Origin of the sequence: Streptomyces cirratus (genome assembly GCF_014650775.1) — a bacterium.
Taxonomy (GTDB): domain Bacteria; phylum Actinomycetota; class Actinomycetes; order Streptomycetales; family Streptomycetaceae; genus Streptomyces; species Streptomyces cirratus.
The window spans coordinates 155,641-174,917 of the sequence record NZ_BMVP01000008.1 but is presented as its reverse complement, the minus strand read 5'-3'; the positions used below and the strand labels follow the sequence as shown (position 1 = coordinate 174,917).

Sequence of the window (19,277 nt, the reverse complement as noted above, 5' to 3'; positions counted from 1 at the left end):
AATGAGGGGTTCTATGCCCTGGAGCCTGAGCCATGGGGCGCCCCTTTTCTTCCCACGGACGAATGCGTCGCAGTGTTTCCCGGCGGGCCGGCTGTCGGCGATCCTGACGGAGACGGGTTCCTCACTTCCGCAGGTCCCCGAGACACGATTGTTCTCCATCCCAAGGACGCGCCAGACTTGCTGCCCCACCTTGAAGGGGACCACGTAGGCTGCTGCGGGTTGCATGGCCGGGGTGGGCTGAATCGACTGTGCCCGTGTGGCGCTCCGGTCGGAACAGAGATCAGCGAGTGCAACACCGCGTACGAACTCCACCTTGACCCAACACGGGTGCACGCACGGTATACCACCAACGCCTGATCACTGTCAGTGCTCGGCGGGACAGAACACTGGGCACGGAGCCGAGGCTCAAAGCCTCCCGTGTCTTCGAACATCGCGATCACTTTTCATGATGCCGCCCCGAGACCTGTGCCAGAACCGAGTAGTGAAGGCAGTTGTTCACCGTCTCGGGAGGCGTCCGGATCGGTCCGGGGGTGATGCCCACGAGACCGGGTTCTGGCTCACTTTCCGTGGAGGGCTAACTGAACGTAATGTCATGTGCTCGCGAGGCTGGCCGGTATGACCAGCAGGGAGGGGCTGCGATGAGCCAGTACTACGACATGGGCGACGAGACTCTGTGGAACCCGTCCAACGGGGCCTCCCGGCTGTTCATGAGCCAGATGAGCGTCTACCAAGCCGAACTGGGGCTGCCGTCCGGCATCGGACCCATGCAGGCTGACGAGTGCCAGATCGACCCCATCGTGTTCAAAGAGTTCGTCGACGCCCTGCTCGCGTGGCACCGCAGAACGGGTCACGCAGTCATGGCTGCACTGTCCGAGGGCTTCGTTGCCACGACGCTGGTCCTGGCGGAGAGGGCAGGCATCGAGGTGGACTGGCAGTCAGGCGGCTTCGCCGAGGACGGCGGCCTTGAGGACGTTCAGGTGCCGGCGGCCCCGGTTTCCTCTGAGGAGGCTCGGGTAGCCGCCCTTCAGTACAAGTCACGCGAGCTGGGCCGCTTCATGGCGGCCTGAGCCTGGTCTGGCCCGCAAATGCTTGGATGCCATGAGAAGGCGGCGACCGGAAACGGTGCGCGGCGCCCTCGGCACCGGCCAGTACCAGTAAGGCGACCGTGGGCCCCGTGGGGATTTCGATCTTGTCCTGGGCGAGGAGCCAGGCGACCACGGCGTGGCGGTCGAACTGCGGGTGCACGTCCGTGCCGCCGGTCGGTGCGGGGAAACCGGGTGCCGGCGGCGCCAGTTCACCACCGCCGCCCGGCCTACCCGGTCGATCCGCGCCACCTGCGCCAAGAGCACCCGATCACCGGCCGGGGAGACCGGCTCAAGGGCGGCGAGCGGGGAACGCCGGCTCGGTGCCACGGTGCGCACCGCCCGCCGGTCCACCGAGGGCCGCACCACCTCCAAGAGCGAGATCTCCCGAGCGTGATAAAGGGGGATGCTGGTCACGCCGCTCTGCCGTTTGTAGTCGACGTCCACCGAGGCGACCGGGGACACCCAATCCAGGCGCACCACCTGGTCGAAGTCGACCCGACGGATGCCGAGGTGTACCGCGGCCGGGTCCGGGCCGCGCGGCACGTGCCGCCAGGAGAGCCGGCAGGTCGCGGCGGCGCACCAGGGCGGCCACATGGTCCGGGTCGGCGTCGGGGAACTCGACGTCGCCACCGAGGTAGACCGGGAGACCGGCCTTCACGAGGCGGTCGACCGCCGAGGCCGTCGGCCACAGAATCGGCAGCGGCACCCCCAACGCCTCGTCAGCTTCTCCGTCGCCACCCCTACACCCATCGGGCCCCGCAGCGCCGCCCGCACCTGCTCTGCGTCGGCGGCCTCCACCACCTCCCGCGACCACAAGCCGCGGCCGGCGTCCGCCGACGGGACCAGACCGCAGCCGGTAGCCCACCGCCAGGCCGCCAACGGCACCCGCAACCGGCCCGCAGCCGCGTACTCGTCGTAGACCTCACGCACCGAACGCGCCATGAATCGCACCCCAATCGCACATCGCCCGGCCCGACCACCGACCCGTGGCCGGAGGATGGCGATATGCCGAAGAACTTGTCACGTACTCGATTTTCACCGGCAGTTGGAGATGGACAGTGCGCACCGCGTACACGAACGCGAGGACCGGATTTACCCCGGCGGGGGCATCTGCAGAGGCCGCAGGCCCCGACCACGGCCGGCGGTGCGCCGCTACATTACCGGGATGGACATCAACGAATTCTTGGACCGCCCCCTGGTCGCCCGTGTGGCCACCGCGGGCCCCGCCGTCCGTCCGGTGTGGTTCATCTGGGAGGAGGGGGCATTCTGGTGGCTTACTGGCGCTTACTCCCGGCTGGAGCGGGACATCGCCGAAGATCCGCGCATGGCACTGGTCGTGGATACCTGTGAGCCGGCCACGGGGGAAGTGTTCTCCGTGACGTGCCGGGGGAGCGCCGAAACAGTGGCACTTGACCGGGCGCGGGCGGTACGGAAGTTGGGTAAGTACCTCGGGCCGGTGGAGCTCTGGCCGGCACGATTCTCGGAGCCGTTGGAGGACCCGGCTACGAAGATGGTGCGGTTTGTACCCGACCATCCTCCTAAGCTGCACGATCGGTCTTGGTAGGTCCACATACCGATTTCGAAGCTCACGCATGCACGCCCGCCCCAGCGGATTCCCTTCCCGCTACAGAAGCGGGTGCGTTCGCGTCCACTTAGAGGTCGCTTTCCTCTGGAATGACCTTGTGTAAGCCGGTTCTCGGGGGTGCGGGACTGTGGTGTAGGCGATGCTGTGGAGACGGTTGATGCCTACGGGGCATACGGGTTGCGGATGGTGCGGAAGGCGACGCCTTTCTGTCTCATCCCAGGATGTCGGGCGTTTGTGGTCGTGTGCTTTCGTCGTCGTTGTCGTGCGCCTGGGCGCATTCGGTTCGTGGCGGTAGGCCGGAGGCATGGCGCATCGACGTCCGTACCCGATGTTTGCCCAGCTCAACGGCCTTCTCCGAAAATTGCTGCGGAAGAAGGAAGGACGGGACGGCGGGCCGTCGGCCTGCGTGATCGACGCGCAGAGCGTCAAGACCTCCCCCAGCGTCCCCGCCGCCGGCCAGGGCATCGACGCAGGGAAGAAGGTCGTCGGCAGGAAGCGGAACATCGTCACCGACACTTTCGGCCTTCTCCTTGTGTACGACCAGCCCGGCAAGCCCGCCGCCTGACCGGGTGCCCGCACGCACGCGGGGCCGGGCCCGGGAAGTTCCCCGGCCCCGGCCCGGCGGACCGCCGTTACGGCGCCATCTGGTACGCGCCCGAGAGGGCCCCGACGCGCTTCCGGACCCGGGCCACGCCGGCCTCGTCGACGACCGGACGGCGCACCGCACCGAGCGCCCGGGCCTGCTGGTCCGGCGTGGCGGAGTCCTTGCCGTGCAGTTTGCCGGGCGGCTTGGTCCGGGCCGAGGGGGACGTGCCGGTCGAGGAGGGCCTTCAGATCCCGGCCGCGAAGGAGAGCGGCCTCCTCGGCCCGTCACCGGACCCGGCTCCCCGCTCACGGGCCCGCGTTCCCCTCGAAGTCGCCCACGTTGATCAGAGTCACCCGGTTGCCGGATGCGTCCCACTTCACGTGCTTGCGGGCGTCCCAGTAGTACAAGCCGTGACCCGTGAAGTCGCCGTAGGCTCCCCCCTCCTCACACACCAGGTCCGGCGTGCCGAACGCAGCCAGCAACTCCTCGTACGAGGAGAGGTGGGCGAAGTGGGAGAGATGCCGCCCGTAGATCGCGAAGCCGACGACCAGCCCGGCACTGACCTTGTAGGTGACCTCGTCGGCGCAGTACAGGAATCCGTCCGACCGGACGGTGCGGTCGATGACCTCGTCGGGCGTCAGCGGCTGCCCCGCGTCGTGGTATTCGCTGTCGGTGCCGTCCCCGCCTCGGGAGCGGGCGACCGCGGAGGACTGGGCCTGGACGATCCTGTGGCGGGGAATGGAGTCGGCAGGTGCTCCCAGGGCTATGCCGCCCATCCGGATCGTCGTGAGGTCGAGCCGCGGCAGGGACAGGACGTCCAGATTCTCCAGGATCTCCATCATCGTCGGAGTGTACGTTCGCGACGTGCCGTCGGCGGCATGGTCTCTGCCCTCCCCGCATCACCTCTCCCTGCTCGCTTTCCGGCGCCGAGCCGCAGCACTTCCGCCCGACCGGTTCGCCTCTGCCATGCCACTCCCGCTACGGCACCCACCAAACCCCAACTGCGCCCGACAGCCTCCGCACACCCGTCTTCCGCACGGTAGTGCGGGCGAGAGGAACCGGTCGTCGTGATGTCCACTCCCATTGCGCCGCAGCATAAGCGGCGGCCCCGCACGCTCAGCGACGGATGCCCACCTGGCCTTGCCGCCCATACCTGTTCCCGGGAGAGGAGGTACGCCCGGTCGACCAGGGTGCCCAGACCGAAGAGACACCGAGCGGGGCGGCCTGGCTGGACGACGACGCGCTTCGAGATGCGCCGGAAGTCCCGCACGGAGCCCGTGGACAGCATCCGGCACGGCACCGGAGGACGAGCCGGGCCATGACTGGCCCGCGGGCTGGCCGCACCGGACGCTGTGAGCACGGTGACGGCGCCGGTCTCGGCAGCGGACGCCCTCGCAGTACAGCCCGGTCCTGACCGTCGGGGCGGGGGCCAGGACCGGATCCGGTGCGGCGTCCTGCGGGGCGGTAAACCCAGCTCACGGACTTCCGCGAACCACCTGACGCGCTGCGGCGTCCCAGGCTTGCCGCGTTCGGTCAGCTGCCGGTGATCCGGGCCCAGGTGAACGGCCCGAACGAGGTATCGGTCGTCGGGTTGTGCGCGCCCGGGGTCACGGTCAGCTTGAGCCATTCCAACGGCACGGTGCTGCCGTGGACGACGATGCGGTGGAAGTTCGGCACGTCATAGCCCGGGTGGCTGTTCCAGGCGTCGTAGGAGCAGACACCCGCGTCGCCCGCGCAGGGTGCGTCCTTGCGCAGCGGGTCGTCCGAGCGGTAGACGTGCGAGTCGCCCACCAGCAGCAGCACCGGCTTACCGAACGCCGCGGTGTGCGAGGCCAGGCTGGCGACGATCGGCTCGTAGTTCGTCACGTGTGCGGCGGTCTTGCCGTCCACGTCCCACATGTCGGCCTGGGTGCTGACCACGACGCTGGAGATGCCGCCGGTGTGGGCAAGGGCGAAGGCGGTGTCCAGCCAGCGCAGGTCCGCCGCGGTGCGCCGGGCGGCCTCGTCGAGCTGTTCCTGGGAGGCGGTCGGTGCCCCGTACCAGGGGTCGGCGTCGTTGTTGGAGCCGCCGGGCACGTTGATGGTGACGAACAGGGTGCCGTTCTTGACCCACAGCACGTTCTCCACGTACTGGGCGTCCTCGGGGTGGGCCCAGTTCGGCAGCTGTGCCTGCGACAGGACGCGCAGCGTGCCGCTGCCGAGAGTGCGGCCGGGGGTGGGGAAGAAGGTCCGGCGGATCAGGTCCAGGTTGGCGGCCGGGTTGCCGGAGGCGTAGCCGACGGGCTGGCCGGTGGCCGGGTCGAGGACCGGGTCGATCTTGCCGGTGGCCGTGTTGTACTTGCCGCCGCCCTCGCCGGCCTTGTGGCAGTCGGTCCACTCGTTGTCGCCGGGGGTGTAGACCAGCGGGTCGGCGAAGGTCTTCCACAGTGCGGCGATGGACTGGTTGTACGCGGCGGTGCAGTACTGCTTGCCGGAGTGGATGTCACCGACGTGGATCACGGTACTGACGTCCGGGTCGGCATTGACGTTGGCGATGAACGCCGGCGTCGCCTGGAGTTCGGACGTGTCGGTCGGCGAGGTGCCGTAGGGGGCGTCGCCGTACACGGCAAGCGTGAACGGAGCGCGGGCGCCGTGCGAGGGTCCGTTCTCGGCCGCCGCCGCGGGGGTGGCCGGCACCACGCCCATCGCGAGGGCGAGCGTTGCGGCCGCGTAGAACCTTCTGGTCATCCGGACTCCCTGTGTTCGCTGTGTCGGAGCAGTGTGCGGGTCGCGCGCACCGCGCCGGGAACGGCCAGGTGAACAGGAACGCAAGAGAGCAAATGAAGTGAGATGCCTCCCCTGCGCGCAGCGCGCTCAGCCGCTGCTGATTGCCGGGCGAGTACGCGAGGAGTTGACCTGGTCTGCGGGTGCCTTGCGTGGGCGCTGTTCGGGTTCACGCAGGTGGGCGCGTCCGTGGGCGAGCAGCACCTCCCGTTCGCGGTGTCCAGACGTCTGCCTCGCCCTGCGAAGCGCTTCCCGCTTCGTGGGCAACGACATCGACACGGTCAGCACAAGCACGGGCTCGTACGGCGCCGCACTCAGCCGGTATCTCCTCAGCCAGGGCATCACCGTGGTCGAGGTGGACCAGCCCGACGAGGCAACCCGCCAGCGTCGCGGCAACAGCGACATCATCGACGCCGAGGCCGCGGCCCGCGCAGTGATCAGCGGCAGGGCCACCGCGGCCGCGAAGGCCAGCGACGGCCCCGGTGTCGGGGGCCTCGACCGCCGTGTGTTCGTACCGGGGCAGCCAGGGGTCGTGCATCCAGCCGTCCAGGTTTCAAATGCTCGCGACGTGCTCGGGGATGAGGTCGAGTGAGGCGGTAAAGGGGGTGGCGTCGCCGACGAAGGCCATGACGTCTCCTTGATGCTGACGGGACGTCTTCCGCCGGGAGCGTGGGTACCGACCACCTCACCGACATCCCCGCCACACCAGGTACGCAAAGGGGCCGCTTCGTCCGTGGGACACCTCGTCACCAGTCTGCTCGCCCCCGGAGAAGTCCGCCGCTGAACCGTCGCCGCCCGGCAGGGTGGGTCGCGGGGCGGGGTTCGTATCCAGGACGTTTGGCTGCCCGTTGTGGCCGCCCGGGGGCGATGAGCGAGGAGGCTGCCGGCGGGGAAAGGGCGTCAGGGCGTCATCCTTCACGGCTGGGGAGCATGGCCAGGGCCTGGGAGCGCTGTGCGACGAGGTCGTCGTAGGTGCCGTCGCGTTCGGCCCAGCGGTGCATGAGGACGCCCTTCACGAGGATTTCGCGAGGGGTGGGGTTCTCCGAGAGCAGGTGCATGACCTCGGTGGCGAAGTCGTCGAGCGGCAGCGCGTGCGGGTTCACCTTTTCCTGACCTGCTGTGGCGACAGCCGGGGGGACGAGCTCGACGACGCCGACACCGGTGCCGTCGAGCTGCGCGCGCAGTGCCTCGGAGTAGGCGTGCACTGCGGCCTTCGAGGCGGCGTAGCTGGGCATGGGCGGGAACGGCAGGAAGGCGATTCCGGAGGTGACGGTGATGAAGGTGCCGGCGCCCCGCTGGACCAGGTGGGGGGTGAAGGCGTCGATGACTCGGATGGTGCCGAGCAGGTTGGTGTCGATCGTCGTCTCTGCCACCTCGAAGTGCGCGGGGTCGCGCAGGTCCTCCAGGAGCATGACCCCCGACATGGTCACCACGGTGTCCAGCCCGGGGTACCGGGCGAGCACGGCATCAGGAAAGGATGCGACGGAGGCACTGTCCGTGACGTCGATGCCGAACGTGCCGAACCCTTCCCCGTCGAGTTCCGAGAGTGCCTCTGGGCTGCGGCCGCCAACGGCCACGGTGCTGCCCGCTGCGGCGAACCGGCGGGCCAGCTCTCGCCCGATACCCGAGGTTCCGCCGACGATGAGAACGGTGCGGTTGGAGAGATCCACGAGATCGTCCCTTCAGTCCAGGGCGCCGACGGCGTTCAGCCCGCGGCGCAGACATGATGTTCTCCGTTTCTTTCAAAACGGTGTCACCGCAGTCTTGACGGCATTCGCCGGGTGTGGCGGGGCCCCCGTCTTCCCTGGTCCTGCCAGGGCCCCCTCTGAGATGCGCGCACCGCATTACGGTGTCGGTATGAAGGATGAAGAATCCGGCAACCGGCTCGGCAGCTACCTGCGTGCCCGGCGTGAGCTGGTCTCCCCTGCACAGGCAGGACTCCCGCCCGGCGGCAACCGCCGGGTGCCCGGCCTGCGCCGTGAGGAAGTCGCCTTGCTGGCCGGAATCAGTCCCGACTACTACCTGCGCCTGGAACGGGGCCGTGACAAGAACCCCTCAGCCCAGGTCCTCGAATCACTCGCGCGCGTCCTGCGGCTCGACGACGTCGAGCGGACGTACCTGCTCGGCCTCGCGGCGGCACACCCCCGGGCGCCACGGCGCAAGCGGCCCGAGCACGTACCGGCGCGGGTGCACGAGCTGCTCGCCCACCTTCAGATCCCCGCGTTCGTCGAAGGGCGCGCGTTCGATGTCCTTGCCTCCAACCCCATGGCCGTCGCGCTCTCCCCCCGGCTGCGGCCCGGCCAGAACCGGCTGCGTTCTCTTCTCCTTGATCCTGAGGAACAGGCCTTCCACCAGGACTGGACGAAAGCCACCGCCGATTTCATCGCCACCCTTCGCACCACCATCGGGGACGACACCGACAACCCCCGGTTCGTCGAACTCGTCGGAGAACTCGCACTGTCCAGTCAGCGGTTCCGTACCCTGTGGGCCCGCCACGACGTCCGCAGCCTCGACGGAGGCACGACCACAGTCCACCACCCCGTCGTCGGTGAACTACGTCTCCACCGGGACAAACTCCCCATCGACGACGTCATCCTCGTCGTCTACTACCCCGACAAGGACAGCGACAGCGACGAGAAACTGCGGCTCCTCGCCGCACTCTCACAGACCGAGTCCGCCGGCACAGCGCACGACAGGCCGGCGGACATCCCGTACCCGATGACACCTTGACGAACACGCGCCGTCCCGGCGTCGCAGCCACAACGCGCACGCCGCAGGTCCCGTACCCGCGAGCTCGCCCCGGGCCCTGATCACGAGCCGTCTGCGTCGTCCTTGTCGCGCAGCGGCCGCAAGCCCCCGGGCAGCTCGGGGAGCTGGAAGAAGTACCGGCCGAGCATGTTGGTGTGGCAGCGCACAAACGGCGAGAGGCGCGCCACAAGACCCGCGTCCTCATCGACAGGGCAGCCGGGCGCTCATTCGCCATGATCGGCCGGTCCTCGGTGTCAGTCCTTGGTGGCGGAGTGCCAGCTCATCCCCCAGCCGTATTCGAGGTCGGCGGCCTGCTGCTTGAAGACGCCCGGCGCGAGTACCAGGTACTTCGCCTCTCTCCGTACGACCAGTTCGCCGCCCACGTTCTCGATCAGCGCGATCGTCGCGACCGGTGAGGGGACGGTGCACTCGTCCAGACGTACTTCGATCGGGGGGCCGGCGGGCGGATACAGCGTCGCGACGCCGTGCAGTCCCGCGAAGTCGGGCGCCCCGTCGTAGATGACCACGAACACCAGGAGGCGTTTGATCTCGGCCGAGTGATCAAGGTTGATCATCAGGTTCTCGCCGTCCTCGCTGCCACCGGTCCGGTCGTCCTGGTCCAGCAGGACGTACGGCGGTCGGTCGAACGAGCCGAACTGGCTGTCGATGGGGTGGACGATGCCCTTCGTTCCGTTCCGCAGCTCCCACATGCAGGAGAGGTCCAGGTCGACGTCCTCCAGACGGACGGCGCCCTCGCCCCTGCCCAGCCGGCCGCGTCCCGGCTCGGCCGCGCTCCACGTGAGGTTGACCCGCATGGCCCCCGAGGTGGCGCCCTGCTTGGTCAGCGACACCGCGGGGGCGGCCTTCGTCAAAGTGATCTTCGACAGCCTTACCGGTTCGGGCGCCGGGGGAACCGGCGCCGGCGCCGGCGCCGGCTGCCGTTCCGGTGGGGATGACGGTGTCGTGGGCTCGTCCACGGTGATGCCGAAGTCGGTGGCCAGCCCGGCCAGGCCGGAGGCGTAACCCTGGCCCACCGCGCGGAACTTCCACGCACCGCCCCGCCGGTACAGCTCGCCGAGCAGGAACGCCGTCTCGGAGTCGGCGTCGGTGGCGTCGAACCTCGCCGCCTCGGCCCCGCTCTCCGCGTCCAGTACGCGTACGAACAGACCGGGCACTCGGCCGAACGCGCCGTCGGTGGAGGCCGCGACCACCACGGTCGCGATGTCCTGCTCCACCGCCGACAACATCACGCTGATCGTCTCGACGACGCTCGCGTCGTCCTGTCGCCTGCCCTCGTGGCGGACGGCACCGCTGCCGTGGGCGGGCTGGTTGTAGAACACGAAGTCGTCGTCCGACCGCACCCTGCCGGCCGCGGTCAACAGCAGGGCCGACACGTCGACGTCCGGAGTTCCGGGGCGCACCTGCCATCCCAACTCCACCCGAACCGAGGTGTGTTCCACCGGCACATTGGCGCCTTTTCGCAAGCCCATGCGGGCCCCCCTTCCGCGACTGCCCCCGACGTCCGCAGCGTACGAGGTTTCCCCGCCCGTCTCGGTGCTTCTCGCTCAGCCGCAGTGCTTCCTGATCAATTCGTAGGAGCGCAGGCGGTCGCCGAGGTCATGGACGGGCGTGGTCAGCATCAGCTCGTCCGCCCCGGTCTCGCGCGCCAGTCGGTCGAGCCGGCGTACGACCGTCTCCGGGGCCCCGACGGCCTGCTGTGCCCGGAAGTGGGCCAGCACCGCTCGCTCCTCCTCCGTGAACGGATGGGTGGCGGCCTGCGCGGGGGTCGGGAAGGGCATGTCGCTCACCCCCTTGAGGAGCCCGGCCTTGACGACGGCCATCGGCCCCGTCCGCCGCACGGCCTCCTCGTCGGTGTCCGCGCACACCGCCTCGACGCACAGCAGCACCCGGGGCCGCTCACACCAACGGGACGGCGTGAACTCCGCCCGGTAACGCTCTAGTACCGCAAGGGTGTTGTCGGGTCGGATGTGGTGGGCCACGGCCACCGGCAGGCCGAGTGCCGCGGCGAGGGCGGCGCCCGCGGTGCTGGAGGCGAGCAGCCACGGCTCCGGCAGCGGGTCGAGGGCGACTTCGTCCACCAGGAAGGAGAGGACCGAGGCCACGTCGCTCCCGTACTCCGCGTCGGTCGTCGGTCCGGCGCCGCGGCGCAGCGCCCGCGCGGTGGCCTCGTCGAAGGTTCCGGGACCGCGGCCGATGCCCAGGTCGATTCGGCCCCCGTGCAGGGCGGCCAGTGTCCCGAACTGCTCCGCCAGCATGATGGGGGCGTGGTTGGGTGCCAGCACCCCGCCCGAGCCGAGACGGATGACGGAGGTCGTGGCGGCGGCGTGCGCGATCAGCACGACCGGCGGGAACGCGCCGATCGCGGGCGAGTGGTGGTGCTCGGCGTACCAGAGCCGGTGGTAGCCGAGCCGTTCGAGTCCCTGTGCGAAGGCCGCGGTGTCCCGCAGCGTGTCCACTGCGCGGGTGTCCGTCTGGACCATCGCGACTTCCAGTGCTGAAAGAGGTATGTCGAGCATGTCGCCAGCATAGGGATCATGCGCCTGCATGGGGATCACTCGTGGGCACGGGCAGCACGCGTCCGGCGGGAGGTGAGGTGCCAGCGGATCGGAACATGACCACTCCGAAGGTAAGGCCCCGCCCGGGCGCGACGACTGCGAGGCTGCCTGCCCTGTAGTCGATGACCAGCCCGGACAGCGGTCGGTAAGGCGGTGTCGGGCGATTCACGGTGACTGGTCCGCGTCCGGGTGCCGTCCTTCTCGGCGTAACCGTAGACGGGCATGTCCAGGGGGGCCTTGCCGCCCAGGTCAGGGGGTGTCGCCGGACCAGTCCCAGCGGTTCCGCTCGCCGGGGCGCGGGTCGTACGGGGCGCGGCCGCTGGCACCGAACTGGCCGGGCTCGTTCATCAGCGCGGCGCCGGTCCGGATCACGTCCGCTGTCCAACCGGTGATGTCGAGCAGCAGGCCGTCGAGCGGACTGCCGACGAGCTCGGCGTAGTCCCGGCCGGGCCGTGGGCTCGGGTTCGGGTCGTCGTGATCCGTGCCGTAGACCCGGCAGAAAGGGCCTCGGACGGTCGCGCGGCGGGCTGACCACGAAGGTTCACCTCGCCACCGAGCAGGGGCAAGATCCCATGTGTCTCGTATCAGCACGGCCGAACACCGGCACGACAGCCCGCGGTTCCAACCGGTGCTCGAGAGATCGGGTCCCTCGCACAGAAAGGGCCGGCCCCACACCAGGGCGGACAAGGTCCGCGCCGACGAAGCCTACGGCTTCCGAGCCAACCGCTCCTACCTACGCAGACGCCGGATCGGCTGCGCCATCCCCGAGAAGGCCGACCAGGTCCGCAACCGCGAGAAGCGCGGCTCCCACGGCGGGCGGCCACCGCAGTTCGACAAGAACGACTATCGAGAGCGCCATGCCGTGGAGTGCGGCATCAATCGGCTGAAACACCACCGGTCGGTGGCCACTCGACACGACAAACTCGGCGTCCGCTACGAGACCACCGTGCTGGTCGCGGCCAACAACGGGTGGCTGCGACCGGCACGTTCACCATAGACCTCAGCCTGCCCTCTCCTCCAGCCCTCGACTGGTCGGTCGCTCGCGGCCCCAGGCGGCCAGCGGCTGGAGTGCGTCGTTCAGGCGCATGCCGTCCTCGGTCAGCGAGTACTCGACGCGGGGCGGCACCTCGTCGTAGGAGACGCGGCGCACGACGCCGTCCGCTTCCAGCTCACGCAAGTGGGAGGCCAGCACCTTCTCGGTGACGCCGGGAAGCAGTCGACGCAGTTCGCCGAAGCGGCGGTAGGGGTGCTCGTGGAGCGCCCAGAGGATCAGCACCTTCCACTTGCCGCCGATCACCTCCATCGCGGTGTCGATCCCGCAGACGTGCCCGTCTGGTGCGCCCGGCCGGTTCAGCGTCGTCATGCCCTACCCCCTCTGACGTGCCCGCTTACCCCGGGGTAACCACCCACTACCGAGTGCGTACTTGATCACCTCCGGGCCCGTGACCAGTCTAATCGGCATGACACAGAACACCGTTGAGAAGACTTCCGTCACACTGTTGGGCCTTGGCGCGATGGGCACCGCGCTGGCCCGTACCTGGCTTGCCGCCGGCCACCCGCTCACCGTCTGGAACCGCACCCCGGCCCGCGCCGCGGCACTCGCCGCCGAGGGGGCGCGGGTCGCGGACAGCGCCGCTGAGGCGGTCGCGTCGAACACCCTGGTCGTCGTCTGCCTTTTGGACGACACCTCGGTCGACGAGGTGCTGGCCGGCATCGACCTATCCGGCAGGGACCTGGTCAACCTGACCACGAGCACCCCTGCCCAGGCCCGCGCCCGCGCCGAGTGGGCCCACGAGCGCGGCGCCCGCTACTTGGACGGCGGGATCATGGCCGTCCCTCCGATGATCGGCGTCCCGGAAGCCGGCGGCTACGTCTTCTACAGCGGCTCGCGGGAACTGTTCGAGCGGCACCGGGAGCCACTGGCCATCCCGGCGGGCACCACGTACGTCGGCGAGGACGCGGGTTTCGCCGCCCTGCACGATCTGGCCCTGCTCAGCGCCATGTACGGGATGTTCGCCGGGGTCGCGCACGCCTTCGCCCTGATCCGCAAGGAGGACATCGACCCCGTGGTGCTCGCCCCGCTGCTCGCCGACTGGCTCGTCGCGATGGCCCCGACAGTTCACCAGACCGCTGAACAGCTGCGCAGCGGCGACTACACCAAAGGCGTCGTCTCCAACCTGGCCATGCAGGTGGCCGGCACGCCGACCTTCCTGAGCACCGCCGAGCAGCAGGGTGTCAGCCCGGAACTGCTCGGACCCTACTTTGAGTTGATGCGCCGCCGCCTGGCTCAGGGCAGCGGCGAGGAGGACCTGACGGGCGTGATCGACCTGCTCGTGCACTGACCGGCACTTTCGCAACAGGCCCTGAACTTGGCGTTTGTCCACCGGTGTCGAACTGGGCTCGACGCTTGTTCGGGTTTCCCCAGTTCAGCGGACGTGGACGAGGCCGGGCCCGGCCCTGTGCTTGGGGATGGGCAGCGTCAGCCCGCAGCAGCTCGCGTTGGCGTGGCTGCTCCCCCCGCTCCCCGGCTGTGGTCCCGGTGCCAGTGCCAGCGCCGGTAGCCAACCCCCCGGCGCCATCAACGACTCGGCCCGGGCCGCGGACATGGAGGTGAGCGAGGCGGAGCCGGCGCTGCTCGACCACGGAACGCCGGGCTGACCACTGCGCCGGAGAGTTTCGCCGCATGACGAAAGGAGTTCAGGGCGCGATCATCTCGTATTCTTGTGTGATGTGAAATATCACATCACACAAGGCGGGTTGATGACCCGTCACTCACCGACGAAAACACAAGGAGAGCACGTCCCCATGAACCGCTTAGCCCTTCTCGCGGTCGGCGTTGCCGGCCTGACCGTTCTGGCCGTCGGCCCGGCCGCCGCGACCCCTGCGGCCGCCGCCGACCAGACCGTGACCACCTGCGGGAACTCGGGTCTCCAGGCAGGCCTGCTCACCCGGCTGTGCGCGGAGGTCACCGGTAACACGGTGCAGTTCTACGGCAGGGTCAGCCTCGCCGGGCCGCCCTCTCCCGGTAGCCCGACGCCGGCCCCGAAGGAGCTGTCCACCACGCTGTCCGCCGGGGTCGTGGGCGCCGGCGCCCCGCCCCTCACGCAGGACAAGCCCGTCGTCTTCACCACCACGACGCTCGACGTGCGCGGCCCGGCGAGCACGGTCCCCTGTGGCGCGACGGTCCGCGGCACGTTCGGCGTGGCCTCCTTCCCCTGGTCGCCGCGGCCGGTCGTGCACGAGGTCACCCTTACCTGCTGACGCCCCGCCGCCCGGCGGACCCGTCACGGTCGGCCCGGCGACTCGCCCGAGCGGGTCGCCGGGCCAGTAACGCCGCCCGCGAACCGTTTGCCCTGGTGGCGCGGTGCGCGGGCACCGCAGGCTCCGCAGGCGTGGCCCGGACGGACGTCGGCCACTGCGACTCCGACGGTCAGCCGGCTCTGTCCGGCTTCCTGGGGCGGGTTGTTGCTCTCGTCGCACACCACGTAGAACGCCTGCTCCGTACTCGCACCGTGCAGTACGCCCTGGCGCACAGCCCCGTCAGGAAGCCGGCGATCTTGGCCTTGACGGAGCTCTGGAGACGGTCTCCGTCCGACTTGAAGACCGGTGCCGAACTACCCCGCAGCCGACCTGCCGCAGGGTGGCGGCAACCGGGACGTGCCTCACGGTATCGCGCATCGTCGTCCCGTCCTGCTGATGCCGGAACACCGTGGCCTGGATGTCCGCCAGCGCCCCGTCCGTACCCGGCCGGATCGGAGTCCGGCTTCGCCGCCGCGTAGGGATGCTCCTCGGCCGCCGCCGTCGCCCTGTAGCGTGGCGCCGGGCCCGACCCCCGTCGTCCCACGACAGCCAGAACGGCTGCGCGGCAATGCCGACCACCTGCGGATCTCGGTCCAGCAGGATCAGGCGATCCCGCTTCAGCCACGACTCGTAGCCGACGTGGTCTTTCGTAGGACCTGAAGACCGGCTACAGGCCAGGTGTGGTCATCTCGGGCAACGAAGGCCTGCAACCAGCCAGCAAGTTGCAGTAGCGGCCGCTCGTGGCGGACGTCAGTCTTCTGACCTGCGGGTTTCGTCTGAATTCTCACGTCGTGTCGGATGTTCGGCGTCTCAGCTCCGTGTCTGCAGTCGCCGTCACCGGCGAACGGCTGTGACGGTGCCCCCCTCAGCTGGGGTGCCCTGTCGGATTCCAGTTGCCAGGTGGTGCGGCTCTGACCTGCCACGGCTGCCAGATGGTCTGGTAACGCGGTCCGGTGTCGTTCTCGGACGAGTTGGCCTTCTCGTAAGAAATCGCTGGGGCGTGCGTCCGATTCCCAGGCGCTGGGCGCCCAGAGACGGCTGTGGACTGGTCACTCCGCGGCCGGGCGACGAGGCTTGTTGCGCTGAGCGCGCCAGGCGGTGAGCGCTTCGGCGCGGCTTCCGGCCGGATGCTCGGCATGCCAGTCGCGCAGAAAGCGGTTGAGCTCGAACTGCGAGCCGATCTTCTGAGGCTGGGCAGCGGCCTGGCGCGTGGCGTGCCAGTGGGTGATGGCATCGGCCAGGGTGCGCCCTGCACCTTCGGCTATGAATGCCCGCATGTGGGCGTCGAAGTGGAAGCTCGGGCCGATCTCGCGGCGGAAGTACTCGCGCAGCACCTGACTGCACCGCTGACCCTCAGGAATCACGGTGCACCCCTTCACCGGCGCGGCAAGCTGGCGGCCGGCGCTGGGTGTCCGGGGTGGCATGGCCGGTGGGGCGACACCGTCCAATGCGGCCTGCAGCCGCTCCGCCAGTGCCGCCTTCCCGCCGCCCCGCGGTACCCCGAGCTCCCGGGCCAGCACGGTCAGCTCGGCCAGCGTCCAGTACCAGCGGGACAACTCGTCCCCGCTCAACGCCGCACGCAGCTCTGGTCGCACCTCAGTACCTTTATTCGAACGCATGTCTCCATCATAGGAGGGGTGGTACGCCCGGCGTTCGGTAAGACGAACCGGCGGCCGGCCGTGACACGGTGACGGTCTGGCGGCTCCGGCTTTCGGCCGCTCCTACCAGCACTGGTCATAGGCCGCCGATCTGAGCAGTCTGTTCACGTGGGACGACCTGAACGACCTGGTTGCCCGCCACCGCCTCGACGCCCCGCGGCTGAGACACTTCAAGGGAACGTGCCGATCGTGGCCGGCCCCGCCGACCGTGCCGTCTACGCCGAGCAAGTGCGCAAGGAGGGGGCCGAGGTGCTCCGCCCTCACGTGGTTGCCGAGTTCACCGCCTCCACGGGCTCCCGCGCCACCGGCCGCCCAGCCCCTTCCCTGCCGTACATCAGCGACGTCCCCGGCGGGCCCCAGCCTGGTCCTGGCCCTCCCCCACCGCCCGGGCCGCACTGGAGGGAGCCGACGAGACCGTCGTACTGCGCGCCGCCGGACACGAATGCGAGCTCCACTCATCCGTCCGTCCCTTGCTGGAAACCCTGATCTCCGGCGCCCGCCTCACCTTCGGGGACCCAGCCGAGCGCTCCGGCCTCACCGTGGAAGAGGTCGCGGCCCTCGCTACGGAGCTGGTATCCAAGGACGCGGCAGCCGTATCCCACCGGTGATCTGCCCTGTGGCCAGCCGCGTCCCGGCCCTCCGCAGCCGCCTGGCCCCGCTCGTCCTCTTCGCCGCATCCGAGCGAGAGCGCAGCCGCATCGCCGCACAAGCCCCGCCAGGCCAGCGCGTTAGGTCCTCGCGATCGAGCCGCCGCGCACCTTCCCCACACGGGTCCCCTCCCAGCCAGACCAACGCGGAGTCACCGTCAAGCAGATGGTGAACCGGATGCTCGGTAGGCGGTGAGACCAGGGACAACCGCGCGGACCTGGCTGACGCCCAACCAATGCCACCCCCACCCTTCACCCCCGCTCTCGCACGTGGTCATCCACCTCGGTCATGGGGAAGCGCCGCAGCACGTGCTCCCAGTCGTGGAGAGGCCACTGCTCAGCGCCGCGCCTGGAGCTGCTCCACATGGCCGTGCGCTACGAGGGCGGGGACGGCCTCCCGGACCTGGAGATGAACGACAAGGTCAACAACGGCACCGCCCCCCTCTTCGGCCGGATCAGCCTGCTGAAGCAGTGGAACCAGACGGTCCCGCCGGCCGCCTTCGAGAAGCGGCGCAACCAGGTCGTCTTCGACATGTACCAGCACAGCCGCAGCCCGGGTGCGCTCGGCGTGCTACTTGACGTAGATCTCGTCGAGGGTGTCGATGACCCCCGCTGCGTTCAGGTGGTAGCGGAAGGGCAGGCCCTTGTCCGGGTGGGTATCCAGCCACCCGGTCAGCTCGCTGGTGGAGATGGGACGGCCCATCACCACTGTCGTGAGGATCGGAGCCGTCGCGGTGATCTTGGCGGTCTCCGCGATCGGGATGTACGTCCACTCGCCCGACGGTTCGAAGCGCCCGGGGCAGCCGTACGTACCGTGCTGGACGATGAGACTGGTCATACCGCCCTCGGGCGTGTAGCGGTGCACGGCGATCGTGTCGGGCGAGACCGGCATCCTGTGGTCGGCGCCGCACGTCGGCGCGGGGGGCGGGGCCGGGGCGGGTGGATTTTTCCCCGCCGGGGTGGCGGTCGCCGAGGGCTTGGGCGCCGCGCCGGTCTTCGAGGGGGCCGGCACGGCGGCCGTGGCGCTGGCAGTGGGCGGGGCCGTGGCGGTGGGCGGGGCCGGTGCGACCGCGGTGGGCTTCGCGTCCGGCGCGGCCAGGTCGTCGCCGTTCTGACAGGCGGTGAGCGCCAGCACGCCGCACACCGCCAGGGCGGCCATGGCCGCCTGCCTCCGAACCGCTCTCATGGTCTTCTCCCTCTCCCGGATGCCGGCGTCGCCGCACCGTAACTCCCGGGATCCGCCCGGGGCGACGGCCGGACACGGTTCGTCACCGCGCCGGGATCCCGTTGTTGCGGAGTGCGGACCTCCGCCCCCCGCTCCCGCCCCACGGATGCCCGTGACCGCCCGCCCACCGGTCGGGGTCAAAGGGGCGGGCGGCCGGCAAGGGCCCGGAACTGCGGCCAGACTGCCTGTGGCGGGCCGGGGTCCCAGAGCGCCTGGGAGAGCGCGACCAGCGGCATCCGGATGGGGGCGGCGCCCGTCGCTCCGGGAGCGGCGAGGCGCCGGCGTATGTCAGCCGCCGCTCTCATCCCGTCCGCTGGTGAAATCGCCCAGGTGGTGCAGGCGCCGTAGGAGCTCATGGCGCTGGTCCTCTTCGCGCCGCAGGACACGGGCCAGGATGTCCGTGTCGCGGTCAGCCTCGATCGCGCTTGGGACAACGGTGGCGGCGACATCGGGCGGCAGAGCCTCAGCCTGGATGGTGGAGATGCCGGAGGGCGAGCGGTTGTCGCTGACCTTTACAGGCGCGGCGAACAGCGCATGGTCGGCGATCCGCTGCTCGGTGACGGCCAGTCGCTCGAAGTAGTTCGAGGAGCATTTCGACTCGTCGATACACTGCATCACCATGATGCACGCTTGGGTCCTGCCGATGCTGATCGTGCTCAGCGGCTCAGCCGTCGCGACTGGGCAGGTCTTCAGTGGGAGTCCCTGCGGAGCCGCAGCACTCCTGCTGGCGTTCCTGGCGCTCGCCAGCGTGAACTCACCTCTGATCTTCCCGAGGTCGATCGGTGCGCAGGAGGCACAACGCCGCAGCCTGGTCGACGGTCGGCCAGTCGTCTTCTGGCGTCCGGGCTGCAAGTACTGCATACGACTGCGCATCCGACTGGGCCGCAGTGCACGCAAGTTGCATTGGGTCACCATCTGGAGCGACCCGGCAGGTGCCGCAGCAGTGAGAGCAGTCAACGACGGCAACGAGACCGTGCCGACCGTCGTCGTGGCGGGCCAGCCACACACCAACCCCCATCCCGAATGGGTGCGCGAGCGCGCCCGTGCACGGCGTCCACGAAACCCCGCAGCCCCTCGGGGCCGCGGGCGGTGAAGAGGTCGTCG

General features: G+C 69.6%; 20 protein-coding genes and 3 pseudogenes. 11 read left to right on the top strand and 12 right to left on the bottom strand.

Annotation, left to right across the window (positions count from 1 at the left end; genetic code table 11):
• Positions 1-638 precede the first annotated feature (638 nt).
• The 3 genes and pseudogenes from IE207_RS21160 to IE207_RS33305 all read left to right on the top strand — a co-directional run.
• Positions 639-1,067, top strand: coding sequence for a DUF6086 family protein (locus IE207_RS21160; protein ID WP_190185829.1), 429 nt, complete (start codon positions 639-641; stop codon positions 1,065-1,067).
• Between the two features lie 1,183 nt (positions 1,068-2,250).
• Positions 2,251-2,649: a pyridoxamine 5'-phosphate oxidase family protein gene (locus IE207_RS21155; protein WP_190185828.1), complete on the top strand. Its 399-nt coding sequence runs from the start codon at positions 2,251-2,253 to the stop codon at positions 2,647-2,649.
• 349 nt (positions 2,650-2,998) lie between these two features.
• Positions 2,999-3,205 (top strand): annotated as a pseudogene (locus IE207_RS33305) (transposase); the annotation flags it as partial.
• 356 nt (positions 3,206-3,561) lie between these two features.
• Here IE207_RS33305 and IE207_RS21145 read toward each other — a convergent pair.
• Together IE207_RS21145 and IE207_RS21140 are read right to left on the bottom strand one after the other, a co-directional pair.
• Complete coding sequence (locus tag IE207_RS21145) at positions 3,562-4,098, bottom strand: hypothetical protein (RefSeq protein ID WP_190185827.1); 537 nt, start codon at positions 4,096-4,098, stop codon at positions 3,562-3,564.
• Positions 4,099-4,789: 691 nt separating this feature from the next.
• Complete coding sequence (locus IE207_RS21140) at positions 4,790-5,983, bottom strand: hypothetical protein (RefSeq protein ID WP_190185826.1); 1,194 nt, start codon at positions 5,981-5,983, stop codon at positions 4,790-4,792.
• A 295-nt stretch (positions 5,984-6,278) separates the two neighbouring features.
• Here IE207_RS21140 and IE207_RS21135 point away from each other — a divergent pair, with 295 nt between their 5' ends.
• Positions 6,279-6,611, top strand: a complete 333-nt coding sequence (locus IE207_RS21135; protein ID WP_190185825.1) for a hypothetical protein — start codon at positions 6,279-6,281, stop codon at positions 6,609-6,611.
• A gap of 316 nt (positions 6,612-6,927) precedes the next feature.
• Here the strand turns inward: IE207_RS21135 and IE207_RS21130 are convergent, their stop codons facing one another.
• The gene (locus tag IE207_RS21130) at positions 6,928-7,689 is read right to left on the bottom strand and encodes an SDR family oxidoreductase (RefSeq protein WP_190185824.1); all 762 of its coding nucleotides are present in this window, start codon (positions 7,687-7,689) and stop codon (positions 6,928-6,930) included.
• Between the two features lie 187 nt (positions 7,690-7,876).
• On the opposite strand from IE207_RS21130, the gene IE207_RS21125 reads away from it, so the two are divergent.
• Positions 7,877-8,749 carry a helix-turn-helix transcriptional regulator gene (locus IE207_RS21125; RefSeq protein WP_190185823.1) on the top strand — a complete coding sequence of 291 codons (873 nt, stop codon included), beginning with the start codon at positions 7,877-7,879 and terminating at the stop codon, positions 8,747-8,749.
• 80 nt (positions 8,750-8,829) lie between these two features.
• On the opposite strand, the gene IE207_RS33815 is transcribed toward IE207_RS21125, so the two are convergent.
• From IE207_RS33815 to IE207_RS21110, 4 genes and pseudogenes are all read right to left on the bottom strand, one after another.
• The gene (locus tag IE207_RS33815; RefSeq protein ID WP_268250197.1) at positions 8,830-8,955 is read right to left on the bottom strand and encodes a hypothetical protein; all 126 of its coding nucleotides are present in this window, start codon (positions 8,953-8,955) and stop codon (positions 8,830-8,832) included.
• Positions 8,956-9,021: 66 nt separating this feature from the next.
• Positions 9,022-10,257, bottom strand: coding sequence for a TerD family protein (locus IE207_RS21120; RefSeq protein ID WP_190185822.1), 1,236 nt, complete (start codon positions 10,255-10,257; stop codon positions 9,022-9,024).
• A 75-nt stretch (positions 10,258-10,332) separates the two neighbouring features.
• Complete coding sequence (locus IE207_RS21115) at positions 10,333-11,304, bottom strand: LLM class flavin-dependent oxidoreductase (protein WP_190185821.1); 972 nt, start codon at positions 11,302-11,304, stop codon at positions 10,333-10,335.
• 288 nt (positions 11,305-11,592) lie between these two features.
• Positions 11,593-11,838: pseudogene (locus IE207_RS21110) on the bottom strand (hypothetical protein); the annotation flags it as partial.
• Positions 11,839-11,971: 133 nt separating this feature from the next.
• Here IE207_RS21110 and IE207_RS21105 point away from each other — a divergent pair.
• A complete protein-coding gene (locus tag IE207_RS21105) occupies positions 11,972-12,340 on the top strand; it encodes a transposase (protein WP_190185820.1) in 369 nt (122 codons plus the stop codon).
• Positions 12,341-12,343: 3 nt separating this feature from the next.
• On the opposite strand, the gene IE207_RS21100 is transcribed toward IE207_RS21105, so the two are convergent.
• Positions 12,344-12,706: a winged helix-turn-helix transcriptional regulator gene (locus tag IE207_RS21100; protein ID WP_190185819.1), complete on the bottom strand. Its 363-nt coding sequence runs from the start codon at positions 12,704-12,706 to the stop codon at positions 12,344-12,346.
• A gap of 97 nt (positions 12,707-12,803) precedes the next feature.
• On the opposite strand from IE207_RS21100, the gene IE207_RS21095 reads away from it, so the two are divergent.
• The 3 genes from IE207_RS21095 to IE207_RS21085 all read left to right on the top strand — a co-directional run bounded on the left by IE207_RS21095 (position 12,804) and on the right by IE207_RS21085 (position 14,604).
• Entirely contained in the window at positions 12,804-13,685 is an 882-nt protein-coding gene (locus IE207_RS21095; protein ID WP_190185818.1) for an NAD(P)-dependent oxidoreductase, read from the top strand.
• A gap of 127 nt (positions 13,686-13,812) precedes the next feature.
• Positions 13,813-14,001 carry a hypothetical protein gene (locus IE207_RS21090; protein WP_190185817.1) on the top strand — a complete coding sequence of 63 codons (189 nt, stop codon included), beginning with the start codon at positions 13,813-13,815 and terminating at the stop codon, positions 13,999-14,001.
• Between the two features lie 147 nt (positions 14,002-14,148).
• Positions 14,149-14,604, top strand: a complete 456-nt coding sequence (locus IE207_RS21085; RefSeq protein WP_190185816.1) for a hypothetical protein — start codon at positions 14,149-14,151, stop codon at positions 14,602-14,604.
• 549 nt (positions 14,605-15,153) lie between these two features.
• On the opposite strand, the pseudogene IE207_RS34335 reads toward IE207_RS21085, so the two are convergent.
• Positions 15,154-15,294 (bottom strand): annotated as a pseudogene (locus tag IE207_RS34335) (TnsA-like heteromeric transposase endonuclease subunit); the annotation flags it as partial.
• A 398-nt stretch (positions 15,295-15,692) separates the two neighbouring features.
• The gene (locus tag IE207_RS21080) at positions 15,693-16,238 is read right to left on the bottom strand and encodes a DUF6434 domain-containing protein (RefSeq protein WP_229873862.1); all 546 of its coding nucleotides are present in this window, start codon (positions 16,236-16,238) and stop codon (positions 15,693-15,695) included.
• Between the two features lie 533 nt (positions 16,239-16,771).
• Between IE207_RS21080 and IE207_RS21075 the strand changes: the two genes are divergently transcribed.
• The gene (locus tag IE207_RS21075) at positions 16,772-16,909 is read left to right on the top strand and encodes a hypothetical protein (RefSeq protein WP_190185814.1); all 138 of its coding nucleotides are present in this window, start codon (positions 16,772-16,774) and stop codon (positions 16,907-16,909) included.
• 610 nt (positions 16,910-17,519) lie between these two features.
• Here IE207_RS21075 and IE207_RS21070 read toward each other — a convergent pair.
• Both IE207_RS21070 and IE207_RS21065 read right to left on the bottom strand, forming a co-directional pair.
• The gene (locus IE207_RS21070; protein ID WP_190185813.1) at positions 17,520-18,134 is read right to left on the bottom strand and encodes a hypothetical protein; all 615 of its coding nucleotides are present in this window, start codon (positions 18,132-18,134) and stop codon (positions 17,520-17,522) included.
• Positions 18,135-18,461: 327 nt separating this feature from the next.
• Positions 18,462-18,788, bottom strand: a complete 327-nt coding sequence (locus IE207_RS21065; protein WP_190185812.1) for a hypothetical protein — start codon at positions 18,786-18,788, stop codon at positions 18,462-18,464.
• Between the two features lie 4 nt (positions 18,789-18,792).
• Between IE207_RS21065 and IE207_RS21060 the strand changes: the two genes are divergently transcribed.
• The gene (locus IE207_RS21060; protein WP_190185811.1) at positions 18,793-19,266 is read left to right on the top strand and encodes a glutaredoxin domain-containing protein; all 474 of its coding nucleotides are present in this window, start codon (positions 18,793-18,795) and stop codon (positions 19,264-19,266) included.
• The last annotated feature ends 11 nt before the right edge of the window (positions 19,267-19,277 follow it).